19 protein-coding genes, 2 tRNA genes, 1 pseudogene and 1 other annotated feature (1 of these 23 running past the window's edge) are annotated in these 15,998 nt (G+C 45.5%); of the genes and pseudogenes, 10 read left to right on the plus strand and 12 right to left on the minus strand.

Annotated elements, in window-relative coordinates:
* Nucleotides 1–53: 53 nt before the first annotated feature.
* Nucleotides 54–155, plus strand: a pseudogene (locus FC43_RS10790) (heavy metal-binding domain-containing protein); the annotation flags it as partial.
* A gap of 137 nt (nt 156–292) precedes the next feature.
* Here FC43_RS10790 and FC43_RS11055 read toward each other — a convergent pair.
* A complete protein-coding gene (locus FC43_RS11055; protein WP_156648287.1) occupies nt 293–466 on the minus strand; it encodes a hypothetical protein in 174 nt (57 codons plus the stop codon).
* 238 nt (nt 467–704) lie between these two features.
* Between FC43_RS11055 and FC43_RS05020 the strand changes: the two genes are divergently transcribed.
* Nucleotides 705–1,865, plus strand: a complete 1,161-nt coding sequence (locus tag FC43_RS05020) for a hypothetical protein (RefSeq protein ID WP_056954609.1) — start codon at nt 705–707, stop codon at nt 1,863–1,865.
* Between the two features lie 88 nt (nt 1,866–1,953).
* Here the strand turns inward: FC43_RS05020 and FC43_RS05025 are convergent.
* Nucleotides 1,954–2,026 (minus strand) — tRNA-Gln (locus tag FC43_RS05025).
* Nucleotides 2,027–2,157: 131 nt separating this feature from the next.
* On the opposite strand from FC43_RS05025, the gene FC43_RS05030 reads away from it, so the two are divergent.
* Together FC43_RS05030 and FC43_RS05035 are read left to right on the plus strand one after the other, a co-directional pair.
* A complete protein-coding gene (locus FC43_RS05030; RefSeq protein ID WP_056954611.1) occupies nt 2,158–2,487 on the plus strand; it encodes a hypothetical protein in 330 nt (109 codons plus the stop codon).
* 48 nt (nt 2,488–2,535) lie between these two features.
* A tRNA-Glu gene (locus tag FC43_RS05035) sits at nt 2,536–2,608 on the plus strand.
* Nucleotides 2,609–2,942: 334 nt separating this feature from the next.
* On the opposite strand, the gene FC43_RS05040 is transcribed toward FC43_RS05035, so the two are convergent.
* The 10 genes from FC43_RS05040 to FC43_RS05085 form a co-directional block, all read right to left on the minus strand.
* Entirely contained in the window at nt 2,943–3,305 is a 363-nt protein-coding gene (locus FC43_RS05040) for a hypothetical protein (RefSeq protein WP_156648289.1), read from the minus strand.
* A gap of 627 nt (nt 3,306–3,932) precedes the next feature.
* Entirely contained in the window at nt 3,933–4,349 is a 417-nt protein-coding gene (locus tag FC43_RS05045) for a hypothetical protein (RefSeq protein WP_056954616.1), read from the minus strand.
* Between the two features lie 377 nt (nt 4,350–4,726).
* Nucleotides 4,727–4,906 (minus strand): hypothetical protein, encoded by a 180-nt coding sequence (locus FC43_RS05050; protein WP_056954618.1) that lies wholly within the window; start codon nt 4,904–4,906, stop codon nt 4,727–4,729.
* 595 nt (nt 4,907–5,501) lie between these two features.
* Entirely contained in the window at nt 5,502–7,166 is a 1,665-nt protein-coding gene (locus tag FC43_RS05055) for a virulence-associated E family protein (protein ID WP_056954619.1), read from the minus strand.
* A gap of 4 nt (nt 7,167–7,170) precedes the next feature.
* Nucleotides 7,171–8,205 (minus strand): phage NrS-1 polymerase family protein, encoded by a 1,035-nt coding sequence (locus tag FC43_RS05060; RefSeq protein WP_056954621.1) that lies wholly within the window; start codon nt 8,203–8,205, stop codon nt 7,171–7,173.
* The gene (locus FC43_RS05065) at nt 8,205–8,483 is read right to left on the minus strand and encodes a hypothetical protein (RefSeq protein ID WP_056954623.1); all 279 of its coding nucleotides are present in this window, start codon (nt 8,481–8,483) and stop codon (nt 8,205–8,207) included. Before FC43_RS05065 ends, FC43_RS05060 begins: the two co-directional genes overlap by 1 nt.
* Nucleotides 8,483–8,689, minus strand: coding sequence for a hypothetical protein (locus FC43_RS05070; protein WP_056954626.1), 207 nt, complete (start codon nt 8,687–8,689; stop codon nt 8,483–8,485). The genes FC43_RS05065 and FC43_RS05070 overlap by 1 nt, the downstream gene beginning before the upstream one ends.
* A 150-nt stretch (nt 8,690–8,839) precedes the next feature.
* A complete protein-coding gene (locus FC43_RS05075; RefSeq protein WP_056954627.1) occupies nt 8,840–9,145 on the minus strand; it encodes a hypothetical protein in 306 nt (101 codons plus the stop codon).
* Nucleotides 9,146–9,334: 189 nt separating this feature from the next.
* Nucleotides 9,335–9,607: a helix-turn-helix domain-containing protein gene (locus FC43_RS05080; RefSeq protein WP_056954629.1), complete on the minus strand. Its 273-nt coding sequence runs from the start codon at nt 9,605–9,607 to the stop codon at nt 9,335–9,337.
* Nucleotides 9,608–9,620: 13 nt separating this feature from the next.
* On the minus strand, nt 9,621–9,833 hold the full coding sequence (locus tag FC43_RS05085; RefSeq protein WP_056954631.1) for a hypothetical protein: 213 nt from the start codon (nt 9,831–9,833) through the stop codon (nt 9,621–9,623).
* A 139-nt stretch (nt 9,834–9,972) separates the two neighbouring features.
* On the opposite strand from FC43_RS05085, the gene FC43_RS05090 reads away from it, so the two are divergent.
* The 6 genes from FC43_RS05090 (at nt 9,973) to tpx (ending at nt 15,770) form a co-directional block, all read left to right on the plus strand.
* Nucleotides 9,973–10,668, plus strand: a complete 696-nt coding sequence (locus tag FC43_RS05090; RefSeq protein WP_056954633.1) for a helix-turn-helix domain-containing protein — start codon at nt 9,973–9,975, stop codon at nt 10,666–10,668.
* 392 nt (nt 10,669–11,060) lie between these two features.
* Complete coding sequence (locus tag FC43_RS05095; protein WP_056954634.1) at nt 11,061–12,149, plus strand: tyrosine-type recombinase/integrase; 1,089 nt, start codon at nt 11,061–11,063, stop codon at nt 12,147–12,149.
* A 782-nt stretch (nt 12,150–12,931) separates the two neighbouring features.
* The gene (locus FC43_RS05100) at nt 12,932–13,366 is read left to right on the plus strand and encodes a hypothetical protein (protein ID WP_056954635.1); all 435 of its coding nucleotides are present in this window, start codon (nt 12,932–12,934) and stop codon (nt 13,364–13,366) included.
* A gap of 172 nt (nt 13,367–13,538) precedes the next feature.
* Entirely contained in the window at nt 13,539–14,690 is a 1,152-nt protein-coding gene (locus FC43_RS05105; protein ID WP_056954636.1) for a LysM peptidoglycan-binding domain-containing protein, read from the plus strand.
* Between the two features lie 18 nt (nt 14,691–14,708).
* Nucleotides 14,709–15,173: a hypothetical protein gene (locus FC43_RS05110; RefSeq protein WP_235807591.1), complete on the plus strand. Its 465-nt coding sequence runs from the start codon at nt 14,709–14,711 to the stop codon at nt 15,171–15,173.
* A gap of 102 nt (nt 15,174–15,275) precedes the next feature.
* On the plus strand, nt 15,276–15,770 hold the full coding sequence (tpx, locus tag FC43_RS05115; protein ID WP_040469793.1) for a thiol peroxidase: 495 nt from the start codon (nt 15,276–15,278) through the stop codon (nt 15,768–15,770).
* 201 nt (nt 15,771–15,971) lie between these two features.
* Nucleotides 15,972–15,998 (plus strand) — a binding site (T-box leader); it runs 186 nt beyond the window's last position.

A 15,998-nucleotide genomic window follows, 5' to 3' on the forward strand; every position in this document is an offset into this window, starting at 1 on the left:
CCAAAGGCAACACTTTCATTTTTAAAAGTGTCAACCTCTAAGGGTATTGTACGGGGGCAGACGCCGTGGTAATGATGCGCTTTGACTCCGGCTCAATTAGCGGCGACATGCAATCGGTCGTGGCTTATGGGACGGCAGTGAAGTTTGTTAAATAACTTAGCAAAATCGCGAAGGATGAATGCACTGGGTGACCGGTGCATTTTTCGTCGATAAGAAAAGCCCGTAGACCACGGGCTTACGGGTTACTGAAGTAATTCGTGATGGCTCCCCACTCTTACCCAGTGGATTGAGCTTATAGTTTGTCCAAATATTCCAGGGCATCCTTAGCGTTGGTAAAGGCAGGGGAATTGTCGGGGATTACTCCTAATGCTTTGGCTTCAGCTTCTGCCAAGGCGCGCCGGGTGGTTTTGTTTGGTTCTGGGTGTTCCGCGGGTACTTCGAAGGGGAGCTGTTTGTGGCTAATCATATGGATGTATTGTCATCTCAATCACCTCTTTGTGGTTATTTTACACTAGTGGAATTAGTAAAGTAACTTAATAAGGACCGTCTGATCGTTCAGGGCACATGGCAAGAAACGAGTGCAACGTGTTAAGTTAAAAGCTACCAGCGGGATCTCCGCTGGTATTACATAACGATTTTGTCGCCCCGCTTGGCCAGAATCTGGTAAAATAATCCTTGAAGTTTTACGAACGGGGGCAGAAGTTTTGAAGTTAAGTTACGCCAAAGAAATTCCCGCGTCAGTATGGGAAAATTGGGCCGCGGCGGCCACGATGCCAGGTTGCTGGGTCGCAGATTGGGAAGCGGCACCCTTTAGTTTTCAAGGGCAACCGCTGTATTTGCTGGTAGAAAGCCATACGGGACTGCCGGTTGTGGTCGATGAGCTCAATCAGGGGCGCGTGGTCCAAATTATTGATTACTGGGTGGACCAGGTGACCAGCTCGGCCAATTTACAGGCCCACTACCACACTGAGTTAAGCCAGCCGTGGGCAGTGCGGGCGACCGGAGAATTAACGCCGTTGATGCGCCGTTACTTACGTGCTTTGACCAAGCACCAGGGGGATCTGATGCAGAAGCTGGCCGAATTTGCGACGATTGACGAGCGGGTCCGGCTCTTGTACACGATTCCGCACTTCTTATTGGAACAAGTAACGACCGGGGCGAACGTCGACCTGTTCTATGCGCTGACCAAGCAGTTTGCCCGGCGCCCGGAAGCGGCCGATCGCCAATTCAAGTACGTGACCTTGCCGATGAACTTTAAGGATCCCCGTGAATGGGCAGCCTACGAATGGCAGCCGATTAAGCAGGTTCCTAAGGCGGTGATCAAGCGGGTTAAGCAAAACAACGCGGCAATGATCAACCAGTTTAAGCAGACCCTATCAGCCGCGGACCAAGCGGCGGACGGGCTGGTGGCCAACCTCTTAACCGGGTACTTGAACCAAGGCTTTTTGACCGATTATTTCCGGGTGGTGACGACCTCGTTAGATGAAGTGCTGACTTTGACCAGTGCGATGCCCGACGAGCTGTTGGCCCGGGGGGCGGCGATCATGGAGAAGTTCTATACCTTCTTAATGAAGACCGGTTTGATCCGCAGTGCCGATGCTAAGTGGGTTAAAGATCAGCTTAAGCAACAGGTCAAGGATCGCTTTAGTTTTGCCAACTTGACTGGGATTGAAGATGGCTTGCTGCGGCCAGGGGAACAGCCCCGTCAATTAATCAGTGAGGACGCGTTTGACCAAGCGCTGCAGGAACTGATGGCTGAAGATCCAGAATTGGCTCGGGCGGTCAAGAACGGAGAATTGACCGAAGAAAAGGCGACTCAGGTTGCCCAGCGGATGTACGAAAATGAAATGAAGAAGCAAGGCTAAAGATTGTCGTGGTGCTCAGGTGGGCGCTACGGCTTTTTTCTTGGGATAAAACGAAAAAAAGCACAGCCGACGGACTGTGCTTTGCTGATTGGGTATACTGGGCTCGAACCAGTAAATTACGGATTCAGAGTCCGCTGCCTTACCAATTTGGCGAATACCCAAGATTCAATTAAAAATGTTGTTTCCTAACAACGAGTATTAGTATAGCGAATCTCCTTACTAAATGCAAGATTAAATCTGATTTTTTGGATATGTTACAATAAAAACGGCATATTAGAGAAAGGGGCAGACTATGGCAAGCAATTCTGATTCGATTTACTATGTGCTCTCAAAAATTCAAACGCACCCCGAATTGGTGGAAACCATCAAGCCACTGTATGGCAACGCGGTGATGGTGACGATCAGCGATGAACTCAAGGTCGCGGATGCGGCACACTATTTTCCGGATAACCATTTGACCGTCAATCGCTTAGCCCCGAGCTTTGTGGCTAAGCACGGTGAATTGTTGGAGGAATTCTTTCAGATGACTGATCAAGACAATCCGGGTTACCACGATGTTTGGATCACCACCAGTCACGTGACCGCGGCAGGGTGTTATTTAGTTGATCTTTCTTTTGAATAACCTTGACAGCAACGGGAAAGAAGCGTATTCTAACTTTTGTAGTTTGATTGCCCGTTGGTCAAATTGGTTAAGACGTCGCCCTCTCAAGGCGGAGTTACGGGTTCGATCCCCGTACGGGTGATTTTTTTATTTTTTGCTGATTATCAATGGTGTTAAAACGTTGATATATCAGCATTTTTATTTTTCTGAAATTCTATAAAATGCTATTTTTTAGCAAGTCCACGACAAACTCACGACAAAGTTTTATTTCTTGCCGGCGTTGATAGGTCACCAATTAGGCGGCCTTTTTATTTTGCCCTGTGGGGATGTTGACGACAAAAAAAGCACCCGTAAGTTAATACAGGTTTCTTGCTTACCAAATGGAGTAGTTAGTGGAGTTAAACATGGAGTAAATCATGGAGTAGTTAGTGGAGTGATAAGTGTTTGATTCCGACAATTTCCAACACTTGTGCAAGCTAAAAGGGCACGTCATCATCTAGCCATTGTGGCCGGTCGGGGTCAGTGTCCTTCTTGGCCGCCACGTCATTAATCAGGTCGCCCAACCGGTCGGCTTCTTCTTGCGTAACTTGGCCGGTTTCCGGTTGGTAATCATCCGCCGCCCATGCTGGCAACTGCTCAACTTTTCGGTCTTTCTTTTGTCGCCAGTATGGCTTGGCTTTGCTCTGGCCGTGATCAATTGCGCCTTCAAATTCTCGTTGCGCGTATTCTTCTTGCTGGTCGTCCCCGTTGGGCGGCTTTTTTGTATGCGTACAATTGGCCCGGCGGTTAACCCTAGCATTTCCTAGCATATTTGCGGGGATGATAGGTGATACCAGCAACGATCATTCCCACATTTTCCTACAATTACCCGCCGCCGTGCTTTTAGTTGCAACTGAACGGCGATTTGAAGGGCCTTGAATTTGAAATTGATGGAAATTTACGCGTGAAATGGTCAAGGTGCGTTCACTGCTAGTCAATCAACTAGGCCCCGTTTAAATTAAGCGGGGGAATTAATAATGCTGATCAATATTGGTTAGTAAAATCAAGCATGCTAAAATGGCATTACATATTTTCGATGGCGACTACTCAAAAACGGGCGGCCGCCTTTTTTCTTTTTTTTGTGGTGTGTCTTAACTGTACATAAACGCCCAACTGTACACGGGCCAACGGTTTTGCGCGTCTCAGGCGCAATTTATGGGGATGATTTTGGATAAGTTTCATCATTTGACCCCCCTATCGTCAGGGACAAAATAACTCGGATTTTTGCAGAAGTGCATTGTTCTATGTGATGCGCTCATTTTGGTTCCTAGGGGGCGGGGGCAAACAAACAGGCCACGCTAATTTAAAACGGCGTGGCCCATTTTTTACAGCTTCTTCAAGTGGCGGCGTTCCATTTGTTCCCAATCATTCAGCACTTGCGCCCATTTCTGGTTGCTAACGGCGGACAAGATTGTGGTCAGGTTAGGCTAGATTTGATTGTTGTCGATTGATTCCACGATTGCACTCCCAACCCTAATAATTTCCGGGTAATCGGTTAAGGTTTGCATTTTCTGGCCTAGCGTGCGCTCTTTACGTTTGATAATGTCATAGTTTGTTTTCGTTTTCTCTAGTAGCTGATTATATTCATCAACCAGTTGTTTATTTTCTTCTAACAAGCCCGGTACTTTGGGCTTTAAAATTCCTGTATCATCAAGCACCCGGAATTTAGTAAATGGCACCTTGATGAACTGTTTATTTAAAGTGGCTTCATTCGCCGTAATCAGTTTATCCAGTTCTTCCAGATGGCTATAATTAGCGTTCGTTTCTTTCGCAAATTCGGCAATGCTCAATATCTCTTGGATATATTCTTGCAACAAGTCCGCTTGCTTTGTTTCTTGTGTCATTGGTTGCACTCCTTTTTGTTGATTTATCAGCATTCGATGTTAGGTTTTGTTAGGTTCGCGGTATTTGATAACAGGTTTTCACTGGTCGGCCGCTACTAGGTTATGCTTTAGTTGCTCAATGCACCCGGCCAATGATTCCAGCGTTGAACCGGCCGTCCAATATAAGCAGCGTTCTGTTTGGCTTAATGATTCGCTGACAACTACCTTTGTTTTAAGGCTGGTAAGTAGTTCCAGCACGCGGGCATCTTGGTAGATGGTAATATATCCCGGGCCTTGATACCCGCCATGGCTTCCAGGTAATAAAGATCAGTTTGAAAAAAATCCAAGACCCGGCGTTTAGTTTCACGTTGATTGATTTTGAATAACATTATCAAAACTTAGACTTCATACTCAACCAAGGCGGCTAAGTAAGGGTACCTACCATCGGTGACCGTTGAACTAATTTTAATATCTTTGATAATTGCCCCATGTTGATTCTTTAACCAGTTGTTGATTTTACCCTGTAAAGTTGGGCCAGCGGGGTAATCATAAGCTGTAAAAATTTTTACTTGTAACATAATTCGATTCCTTTCTGCTTGGTAAAACTTGGTGGTACTTTTCAGTGTTTAAGGTAAGGTTTTGTCAGGTTCTTAGGTTTTCTTAGGTTATTGAACCGCTGGCTGGGGCAACAATTTAACACTCAGCCAACAATTTAATTTGTTGGCGCGAGCTATCCCTTGGGGCTGTAAGACTTAAACGGCACCGGGAATATAGCGGGTGTATGGTTGCCCGTATTCGTTCATTATCATGTTTAGTCACTCCTTTATGCTAACCACCTGTGACAGCTCCTGTTTAGTACGCCAATATCAACCCCGTTAGCTGTCACATGGTGGGGCGCTTTGCACGGTTTAACACGGTAAAGCACGGTTAACCGTGTATGCTTTGAGCACTTGGCACGTAAGGCGCTAGCAGTGGTTAAACACGGTAACACACTTCTTTTCTTAAAAGAATATATATTTATATATGTTTCCTATTCCTGTGTGTACTCTGAAAAAAGTCTTTGAGAGAAAAATAACCGTGTACCGTGTATAATGTCACTTAATCCCTTGGGGCTGTAGGTGCTAGGGCCTACACGCTTAACTGTTCCAGCCGTGTTATTTAATCAGTACCGTGTTAAGCGCTATGTCGTTTGTACCCTTTGCGTCGCTTTCCAAATAATTTGCAATTGTCGCTTTTATTCCAATTCTCGTTATTATCAAATACCATCGAAATCTTAGCAGTTAGTGGGTTTCGTCCACCCCGTGCAATTTCTCGGCCGTTCTGTTCAAACACGACTTCCAGTAACTCGGTATTGGTAAACTGTGGCAGCTTATGCAGTTGGTCCGGTGAAAATATAATATAGTCACTTGTCTTGTTCTCACCAGTGCCAGTTACAACTCGTTTACCATATTCACCGTGTTCCCTATATCGTTTCCAATACTGTTGCCGCTGGTAAATGCTGAAACTGTCCCAATCATCAGGGACCAGTAATTCGCTGTATTCCAGCATTAAATCGGCTTGCAGGTCGGCGGCCATTGCCTTAGATTGCTTATCGTGGGCCACTCGTTCCAGCTTGTCCGGTAACTTCAAGGCGTGCCCCTGTTCAAACAGCACTTTGGCTTCCGCTAGGATTTGCAAGATATCAGCATTGTTATAGTCACCCGGTGCCGGCATAGGCTTCCTGGCCCTGCTTTTCTCGCAATGAATGGGATAAAAGCGTCGGTTACCGGTTAAGTCGTGTAGATATTCAGAACGGTTCACGGTTCCGATAAACATATTCTTGCGGGGATGATATTCTCGAATCCGCCCATAAGGGGAACGGAAATTATCGCTAGTAGCCGAAATAAATGCCTTGGTTCGGTCCAGACTGGTGTTAGTCATGGCTTCTAGTTCGCCAATTTCGACCACCCAAGCGCTATGGATTTTAATAAGGTCGTCCTTATCAGCGCCCATTGTCCTTAAACTGTCCTCAAAATATGGTGGTGAACATAGCAGGCTAACCAGCGTACTTTTTCCGATACCCTGTTTACCATCAAGAATCGGCATAATGTCGCACTTAATTCCGGGCCGGTATACTCTGGCAACCAGGCCCACCAGCCATGTTTCAGTAACGGCCTTTACATATTCGTTATTGTCAGCCCCTAAGTAATCAATGAAAAAGTTAGCCGCCCGTTGTTGTCCGTCCCATTGCACCGTTTCGATACGTTGCTTAATGGGATTAAATGGATGGCCCTTAGCAGCTAACAACAGGCCATCCATTACCGCCTTATCAGTAGGTATCATCCGATAATAGCGTTCAATGTTGGTTGCCAGGTTGGCTACTAAGTCATCATCAATCGAAACGAAACCCGCTTGGGTGCTTTTTCGATACTCTGCCTCTTCGGTGAAGCTGTTGTATCTGAATAAGTCTTGGTAATGGGGGTCATGCTCAAAGATTAGCCGGACGTTCTCCCGTGAATTGGGTTTGATAACCCCTTTATCAGTTTTTAGCATTCCTTGCTTTGCCGCTTTAATCGAACTCATGGTATTAGTCATCCCCAACAGGGTGCTATCAACAGCTTTTAGGATAGTCATCATCCGATAGTTAGAATTCTTTTCGTCTAGCTGGCTGGCTAATTTAGTAGCCTGCTCTCGTGCTTTTTGGTTGGCTTCATCCCCATATGCCTTGTTAATATCAGCGGTGATTTTATTAGCCAGCTCATGGGCCGTGTCTTTCTTGACGTATTGCAGCGCCAAAGAATTGATGGCGGCCCATTCGGCCTTTTCGGTGGCGCTCTGTTTATCTTTCTCTTCACTCATTCAATTAATACCCCCTCATATATCGTTCTAGCTGCTGGCGTTTGTGGTCGATGGCTTGCTTTATAGTCCGTTGGCCGTAAGTCCCGCCACCATCCATTCGGTCCCACTTGGGCCGGTACAGATTAGTTTGCTTGAATACCTCATCAATTAATCGGCTGTCGTAATCACCGGTTACCTGGCGGACCCAATAAGCCAGCATATTGCAGCAAGCCATATCTTGGGCCGATGGGTCGTAATTAATTAGCTGGCCGTTCTCATCGGGGAATTGCTTCCCGGTAACGTTGGTACTCTCGACAGGCAAATCAGCTGTCAGCCACCAATTAAACCGCTTGGCGTCCGTACTCTGCATAATGGAATCAATGACGGCCACCCCTGTATCACTTAACACCCCATGTGATAGCTCTGTGTTGCTGAAATCACTGTTACCAGTCTGGTCCGGTGGTGCATACTCGCCAAACAATAATTGGTGCAGCTGCTGCCACATGGGTTGGCTGATGGTGCTGATTTTAAGTGGTAAGTCGTCATCTAGGGCTTTACCTGTCAAGGCAATTAACCGGCCACTGGTGTACAGCTCTCGGCCGTGTTGCTTGGTGCTGAATTGCTCTACGGTGTCATCAACCTTGAAAATGAAGTGCAATCCCAAACCGGACTGGCTAACCTCGCAATAGGTATCACCTAATAGGTCCAGCAGCTGGTTAATTAAGCTGTCCTGGTCCGGGCTGTAATCGTCGATTTCGTTGGGGATGTTATCCAGGTCGAGAAAACACCAGCCGCCGCCGACCATGAATCCTGGTCCACCATAATTCATCACTTTGGCCCGCTCGGGATTAGCTTGGGCAAATGTGTAAGTATTTAGCGCCTGTTGGTAGGTTCCCCACGTACTCGGTCCCACACTTGACGCCAGTCCCGTACACCTTGGGCTATTTAGGTTATGGGGGACTTTCTTGCGCTTGTGGGTGTCGTCCGGGTGCTGCGGGTCGTCATGATAGAACCAAGCACACCAGCGGCGCTCTTGCTTCATTGCTTCCGGGAAGTCCATTACTCGGCCCCCTCTACATATTTTTGATAGGTAGCTTCCAGTTTGTCGGCTTGGTCCTTGGTGGTGGACTTTAGGCACCGTAACAGGGCTTTGATGGCCTGCTGGTTCCTTAATGTACTGGCAACCAACATTGCTTGTTCACCCTTGTTAAGCCATTCTTTGCCGTCGATGGGGTCCAGTACCTCGTCGACCATATCGGCTAAGGCGGCTAATAGCCCGGTCTGGGTTTCGTTCATCGTTTGAATATCGCTTAAATCAAAATCTAAATCGTTCTTCATTAGTTCTCACCGCCGTTGTTACTGTTAATAAAGCCAACATGGTCAATAATGCTTTTTAGTTGATTAGCAACTAGCTCAAATTCTGGGTCGTTAATTTTGCAGGAATTAGTAACTAGGTCATCGGTCAACTTGCCTTTAACGATGGTTAAAATTTTATTACCGTTGCTATCTTGTGAAGCGAAAATAGAGTAGTTATTATTCTTCATTCTTAAACACCAATCCTTTAATTTAATTGCTAGGCTTGGTATAATGATTAGTACAATGTGAAACAAAAATGTTCCACGCTTCCAGCGTATACCAAACACCACTCGCCAAAGTTTCGTTTGATATATGCTTTTTTTTGTACCTTCATTTATCTAGCCCTTTAGTTCTGTACTGCTGATTACTTGTGCCCGTTTAGTCATCATCTGAATTTGTGATGTTAGCGGGGCCAACGCTTGCTGCCGTTCTTGGTCGTTGGTAATGATGAAGTAGCCATTTCTAGGCTTCTGGTTCGTGGCCCCAATTGGTTGATGGTGGACCACAATTAATCGGTAGATGATGGCCCGGACCTTGCGCCCATTCCAACCGGTCAGCTTGACTAACTCACGTAATGGGCGGGGATGATTACCCCCATGTGGCAGCAGCCTTAATAATTGTTGTTCTTCCTGGTCTAATCTCATTTACATACCTCCAATAAATTCTGTGATGATGGAACATAGCAGGGCGGCCAGTGGCACGAATGTCGCCAGATAAGCCCATCCCCGTTCGCTGGGGGGCCGTGTTCCAATAAGCTAATATATGCTGGTCAATCGTTGCTAGTAATTTCATAGTTATGTCCTCCAGTCACTTCACGCCGGCAAGCTGTGACTTTACTTTTCTAGTTGCTTCATAAACTCATCTAACGAACTGCGCTTGTACCGCTTTACTCCCTCAATTTTGATTACAGGAATGTGATATTCACGGTCCCATTTATTGAAAGTGCTTGGCGCAATATGAAGATATTTACAGGCTTCTTGCTGTGTTAAAAACGGCGGGAAGCTATTTTTATTAGTGACTTCCTTTACCGCTGAATCAATAGCCGCCGTTACCATGTTTAGGGTGGCTGCCTTGAGTTCAGGCGGTAGCTGTAAATCAATGTCCATGTAATTCATCCCCTTAAACTTGTTTAGCTGTCACATTGGTGTTCAACCAGTGCTCTAACCGCTGGTAAACAGAACTTTGCACTGCCATTGGCGTTGGGTCGTTGATTAACTTGCTCATGGTAGGCAGTGATACGCCAATTTCACTTGCTAAGTCGTTCCGGGTTAAACGATTAATTCCTTTAACCGTTAACAACTGCCGCTGCTGTTGTGTCGTAAAAATTTCCATTTTTGTTAGCTCCTTTCCATACACCTATGTGTATCTTTAATAGCATAATAAAATACACCCAAGTGTATGTCAATGATTATTTTGCACTTAGGTGTATCTTATTTATCTTTTTGTGATATTCTATTGTTGGGTGATATAAATGGTTAAAAATCGAATTCGTGAATTAAGAGAAGAAAATAATTTGACCTTAAAGGGGTTAAGTGACGGTCTAAAAAGCAAGGGCCATCCACTATCTGCTTCATCATTAATTAAATATGAACGAGGAGAACGGAACCCATCGCTTGAAACTTGGGAAAACTTAGCAAAGTTCTTTAATGTGCCTGTATCTTATTTGCAGGGGCAAGGCCCATCGGTAGAAAAAGCGAAAAGTCAAATCATCAGCATTCTTCACAATCGGTATTTTGAGGGGTGGGGGATGATGGTTGATGAAGTGGATGGCTTTTTAAAAGCTACCAATACCAAAGAAACGCCCTTTGATTTCTATGGTGATGATGAAACTGATTACGAATTAACCGATAAAATAAAAGTGTTTTGGAATAGTCATTTTGCCTTTATTTTTAACTATCCAGAAATTATTGATATTTGCGTCAATTTTGACCTTTACAGTGAGGACGAAATTGCAGAACGAATACAAAATGTGATAAGAACAGAATGGTTAAAACAATTACCAAAAAGTAATGCCTGGAAAATATTTAACGCTAAATATAGCGACCAACTTGTAAAAGCTGAAATATCTTTAAATTTGGCCGTTCGCCTTGGGACAAAAAGCGATGTTAAGAATGCAATCACAAATTACGAAAAGATTTTAAATAATCTAAAACGTGATTTAATTTAACGCCCTAACTAAAACTTAGCCCGTTTTGCTGATATAGCTAGTTAGATAGCTGAATATAGTTTCTAAATACCTGCGAAGTATATAGAACCAGTACCCTAAAACAGGGTACTGACCTGCGTACTTGATTTCAGTACGAAGCGCCCTAATCCTTGGGGGAGTAGCGAAATGCGACACCTGCCAAAACAGTACCGTAGGGGACCCAAGTCGGTAAATCGCCGAATCAGGTTAAGCAGTGGGGGGGTCCAAATTAGACACCCCCTTATAACCTGTGATAGCTCTCTGTTAGCTTTCACATGGTGTTATTCAAGCATATATAATCATGGGGTAGCTCCCTTATCGGCTATTACTTCCAGTCCAAAACGCCGGCAAGCTGTGCGACAGGAGGTAATACAATGAGTTATGCAAGAAAAGCTAATAAGGGTTATTACGGGTATGCCAGCTACCAAGATAAGGATGGCAATTGGCACCAGAAATCAGCAGGGTGTTTCAAGTTAAAGCGGGAAGCACTAGCGGCAGCCGATGAGTTAGAAACTAAATTGGGCCAAGTTAATCTTGACTTGAAAGACGTAACGCTGGCTGAATACTTCCAACACTGGTTCAAACTGTATAAGGCCAGCAAGGCCCAAAGTGCTAGTGCTCGGAATCAGTATCGAATCATGTTAAAAATGATTAACGAGTATTGGAAAGATACCCGGCTGCGTGATATTAAACGGTCAGACTACCAAGCCTTTATTAACTGGTATGGTGCTGACCATGCTTATAAGTCAGTCAGCAAGTTAAATGGTGCCATTAGGACAGCGGTTAGTTATGCGATTGATGATGATGTCATTACTAAGGACTTTACCCATAACGTCACGGTGACTTATAACCGTGATAAAAAAGTTAAAGTCCAGTACTTAACTAATGATGAATTAGCTACGCTTAAAACGGCCGTGTTGGCTAAGCTGAACCGGTATAATACAAGCCGTTACATGATACTGACGGCCATCTATACGGGGATGAGAAAAAGTGAAGTCCAGTCTTTGACGTGGAAAGATATTGACTTTTTGCATTCCACCATCCGGGTAAATAAATCCTGGGACGAAAAGAAAAAGGCTTTTAAGTCCACTAAAACGGAATCAAGCAACCGGACCATCAAGGTTAACCGGCAATTGCTGAATCACTTAGCAGACTTAAAAGCCAATCATAGCGTTATGGTGTTTCAGAATGTATTAGGAACCATCCCCACCAGTAACGCCCTAAATAAATGTCTACGCTCTATTATGGCGTCATGTGGTATCGAAAAGCAAGGCTTTCATTTCCACTCACTGCGTCACGTCCATGTAGCCTATTTATTAGGGCAGGGCGTGGATGTTTACGCCATTAGCAAGCGTCTAGGCCATTCTAATATCACTGTGACGCTTAACACTTACTCATATTTGATTGATGAGTACAAGGCAAAGAATGATACGTTAATTATTGATAAACTAGCAGAATTGTAAAAGCCACGACAAACTCACGACAAAAACGGTGTTAAGCCTTGATATATCAAGGGGTTGTTGTCCCCGTACGGGTGATATAAATAAAGCTGAAAAGCTTGATATAAAAACGATTAAGGAGACTGATGCACATCATTTGTACATCAGTCTCTTATTTTACCTAATTTTTGCTCCGTTTCATCATCCACAAAATAACACCAACCCCTTTGCTGGGGCTGATACATAACTTATAATTGATCATAGGTAAGAGATTGGGAAATAGCTAGCCCATGATCAAGCTTAGTGAATAGTTTAGTGACGGTGTCACCCCTCAACATTCCAAATTCCGGAGGTGATGACCTATGTACTACTTTGGAAAGGTTGGAGGTTCAGCGCGTGGCCCTACAGTGGGCGTTAGCTTTCTGGATCTTCTCGTGGGGCGTCAAAAACCTGGCGGAAGCATACCGGGTAACAAAAAACGCTAACCGAAAAGGCTAGCGTGTTAACGTTTAACCGTCCAAATTCACGATTGAGGGTTGGGAGCCTGGAACCTCCTGGCCCTCTTTACATATCAAGAATACCATTGGTGGAAGAATTTGTCACTAACTTCTATTCACAAAAACAAACATTCAATTTAGCGACATAACAGCTTTCAAATTGACTTATATCTGCTAAAATTTATCTACAAGTGGCAGACAACCTACCGGGCCTGTTGTAGGTGGTACACCAAGGCAGCAATGTTGGTAAGCATTAACAGCTAATTTGTATTTGTACATAATGTTATTAGCGGGAGGATTAATTTGAGGATGAAGAAACAATTATTAATTTTGGGGATTAGTGTCTTTTCTTGTATTGGTTTGGCAGCGTGTGGAAATACCGCTTCAAATGATACAGCTCACTCGGTACACTCAGCTTCAACGGAAAAGTCAACACATAAACATAAGCAACCCAAAACTGATCAAGCTGAAGGTTCGACAAGTCAGCTTAGCTCAGCGACTACGGCCCAAGGGACAAATGATTCCGCAAGTACGCAAACCAGTGCAGCTTCTAGCAGCGATCGCGTTGTTATTGCTGGGCATAGTTTTCACCACGCTACTTTGGGCGGGAGTGATGTCTTGGTAGGTGATAATGGCGAAGGGGAGGTCGGTGAATGGTATGCGAATGATCCAGCAGCTCAAGCTGATCCGAACGTTAAAGCCCAACTAAGCTCAGTCTATCAGGATAATTCAAATCAAAATTAAATTTTAACCAATTTAGCAGGCCGAAGAAGGCCTTTTTTTGTTGCTTGGTCAAGAGAACGCTTCCAAAAATTGTAACAATCTTGTAAAATAAGAATAGGAATAATAACACTAACTCCTGAGTAAAGATGTTTTTGAGGCCGCAATGGTTCGCTAATCTAAGGGAGTGAAGATCATGAAAAAGCAAGTATTAGCGGCTGGTCTGCTGACGGCCGTGCTATTGACCCCAGTGGCGTTGCAAACCGTGCACGCTGCCAATTACCAATCCGTGGAAGAACAAGCTGATTTATCTAATTGGGTAGCCAATACGCCAGCCCAAATCAGTGCGAATATGAACCGGCAAAAGATCGACTTGAACAACTTGCACGGGACCCGTTATGTCGTCCAGTGGGGCGATACCTTATCGCAGATTTCGGCTGTCACTGGGATCTCAGTGGCCAAGTTGGCGTACGATAATAACATTACCAACGTTGATTTGATTTACGTAGGCCAAGTTTTGATTTTAAATGCCACCGGAACGGTGCCAACCAGTTACCAATACCAGGGGACCGGCCAGCAGGTCGCTTGTACCCACACCAATCTAAACTTGAACGTCAAGCAGGTTAACTTTGTGGTCAATCTTGTTAACCAAAAAGATACGCAGACACCGAAAGCCGGTGACCCGGCAGCCGATGAGGATCTAGCAGACAAGGATACGGAAACCACTGACTCGGCGGCAACTGAAGAAACTGTTTCAGAAACCAGCAGTGAAACGACCAGCGACACGGCGACGACCAGTACCACAGGCGAAACGGCCGACGATAGTTCCACGAAGGTCAGCCGGGCCAAGGCCAGTGAGGAGGGTGATCAGACAGATGAATCAGTCACCAAGGATGAGGCAAGCGATGACGAAAACGCTACGTCCGCCACGACTGCCAGCAGTGAAAGCGAAGGCGAGAGTGAAAGTGACGCAGTTAGTTCCACACCGGGGCACAAGATGATGAAGCAGGCCGAATACGTCAAGGAAACGATTGATTACCTACAAAATGACTTAGAAGAACAGGGGATTGATATCACTTTACAAAAGGACACCAAGGGGATGCCAAAGAGCAAGAAGCACTACAAGCACGTCAAGGTGGACATTGGCGGCATTTCCAATGATCCCGCCCGCAAGTACTCCCACGAACAAGTCGAAGATCAAGCCGCGGATCTGAAATGGTGGATTCCATACAAACTGAACTTCAGTAATTTTGATAAGCTGGCGATCCACTACCAGCACGTGGCGATCCTCTACCAACACGATGAGGAAGACAATAAGACTTACTACGACGTTTACGCTTGGGAATAAGCCAGTGGGGGTGAGGAAATGAAAAAGAAATCAGTGCTCTTAACCTTCCTGGTGGTGCTCATCGTGGCGTTGGGCGGCTTTGGCTTTTATGCCACCCACGCGGTCAGTGGCGCAGTACCGGGTCATGTGTACAAGTACCAAGGGGTTAATAAGGTCGGCACGGCCTACATCGCTTTTTCGGCCAATAGCGACCGGGCGGTGGTGACCCACTCCAAGCAAACGGCCCTGGCTGCCGATCAAGATCCGACCGCTTTTGATAGGGCCTACCAAAAGACCAGCCAGCAGGGGCGGTGGACCTACAAGGCCAGTGGCTCGCATTTGACCTTGGCAATGGTCAAAGACAATGCCGCGTCCCAGTGGCAATACAATTGGGTGACGGTTTTTGGCAGCAAGATTTATGCGCCAAGTTTTACTTATCAGATTAACAACGCCGGGCAGGGGGTTAGCCATAAAATGACCAGCTTCACCCGGCTAGATCAATAAGTAATTTGGCAAATTTTCAATCATCGTTCTTTAGCTTTCGCATATCCTTTGCTATACTAAGGACATGCGATGTTAAGCAACAATGAGAAGGAGGCAACAATCGTGGAAGTTACGATTAATGGTGAAGTCCGCAGTTTGGTCGGCAATCCGCCGGCCGTCGGGGAAGAAATGCCCCACTTTAAGGTGTTTGACAAGAATGATGAAAAGATCAAGACCCGCTTCTTGTTCGGCAAACCAACGCTGATCAGCGTGGTGCCTGACATTAATACGTCGGTTTGCAGCATTCAAACCAAGAAATTTAATGAAGAAGTCGACAAGTACACTGGGGCCAACTTCCTGACGGTCTCGACAAACACGATTGCCGACCAACAAAAGTGGTGTGCCGCCGAAAATGTGGAACACATGCAATTGGTATCCGACCACGAAGAATCCTTCGGGTACGCCTTGAAGCTGTTGATTCCAGAAGAAGGGATCCTGGCCCGGTCCGTTTGGGTTATGGACGCGGAAGGGAAGATTACCTACCGGGAAATCTGCCCGGAAATCGTGGCCGAACCAGACTACGACGCGGCGATTGCAGCTTTAAAGCAACTCCTGTAACAATCACAGTCAACTAAAAATATCCTTGCGCCCCCGCGGCTAGCTTTGCTGGTCGTGGGGGTTTTTGTACCCAAATTTAAGGTTTTAGACAACAAGATAGCATTGACCAGCTTTTTAGATTTAGTAGGGGTAGGGATAGCTCAAAAAAAGCCGATCGTTTGCCCCTTGACGCTCCTTAAGCATTAGCGTATCATAAACCTACGTTAAGCGATGACCAAGAGCCTTTTA

It is taken from the genome of Limosilactobacillus ingluviei DSM 15946 (assembly GCF_001435775.1).
Classification (GTDB): domain Bacteria; phylum Bacillota; class Bacilli; order Lactobacillales; family Lactobacillaceae; genus Limosilactobacillus; species Limosilactobacillus ingluviei.

Coding starts and splice junctions, on each gene's coding strand:
- FC43_RS05100 (WP_056954635.1), top strand. CDS start 12,932: ATGAAGAAACAATTATTAATTTTGGGGATTAGTGTCTTTTCTTGTATT.
- FC43_RS05065 (WP_056954623.1), bottom strand. CDS start 8,483: ATGAAGAACGATTTAGATTTTGATTTAAGCGATATTCAAACGATGAAC.
- FC43_RS05085 (WP_056954631.1), bottom strand. CDS start 9,833: ATGGAAATTTTTACGACACAACAGCAGCGGCAGTTGTTAACGGTTAAA.
- FC43_RS05110 (WP_235807591.1), top strand. CDS start 14,709: ATGAAAAAGAAATCAGTGCTCTTAACCTTCCTGGTGGTGCTCATCGTG.
- FC43_RS05045 (WP_056954616.1), bottom strand. CDS start 4,349: ATGACACAAGAAACAAAGCAAGCGGACTTGTTGCAAGAATATATCCAA.
- FC43_RS05060 (WP_056954621.1), bottom strand. CDS start 8,205: ATGGACTTCCCGGAAGCAATGAAGCAAGAGCGCCGCTGGTGTGCTTGG.
- FC43_RS05095 (WP_056954634.1), top strand. CDS start 11,061: ATGAGTTATGCAAGAAAAGCTAATAAGGGTTATTACGGGTATGCCAGC.
- FC43_RS05075 (WP_056954627.1), bottom strand. CDS start 9,145: ATGAGATTAGACCAGGAAGAACAACAATTATTAAGGCTGCTGCCACAT.
- FC43_RS05080 (WP_056954629.1), bottom strand. CDS start 9,607: ATGGACATTGATTTACAGCTACCGCCTGAACTCAAGGCAGCCACCCTA.
- FC43_RS05030 (WP_056954611.1), top strand. CDS start 2,158: ATGGCAAGCAATTCTGATTCGATTTACTATGTGCTCTCAAAAATTCAA.
- FC43_RS05090 (WP_056954633.1), top strand. CDS start 9,973: ATGGTTAAAAATCGAATTCGTGAATTAAGAGAAGAAAATAATTTGACC.
- FC43_RS05050 (WP_056954618.1), bottom strand. CDS start 4,906: ATGTTACAAGTAAAAATTTTTACAGCTTATGATTACCCCGCTGGCCCA.
- FC43_RS05070 (WP_056954626.1), bottom strand. CDS start 8,689: ATGAAGAATAATAACTACTCTATTTTCGCTTCACAAGATAGCAACGGT.
- FC43_RS05105 (WP_056954636.1), top strand. CDS start 13,539: ATGAAAAAGCAAGTATTAGCGGCTGGTCTGCTGACGGCCGTGCTATTG.
- FC43_RS11055 (WP_156648287.1), bottom strand. CDS start 466: ATGATTAGCCACAAACAGCTCCCCTTCGAAGTACCCGCGGAACACCCA.
- FC43_RS05055 (WP_056954619.1), bottom strand. CDS start 7,166: ATGAGTGAAGAGAAAGATAAACAGAGCGCCACCGAAAAGGCCGAATGG.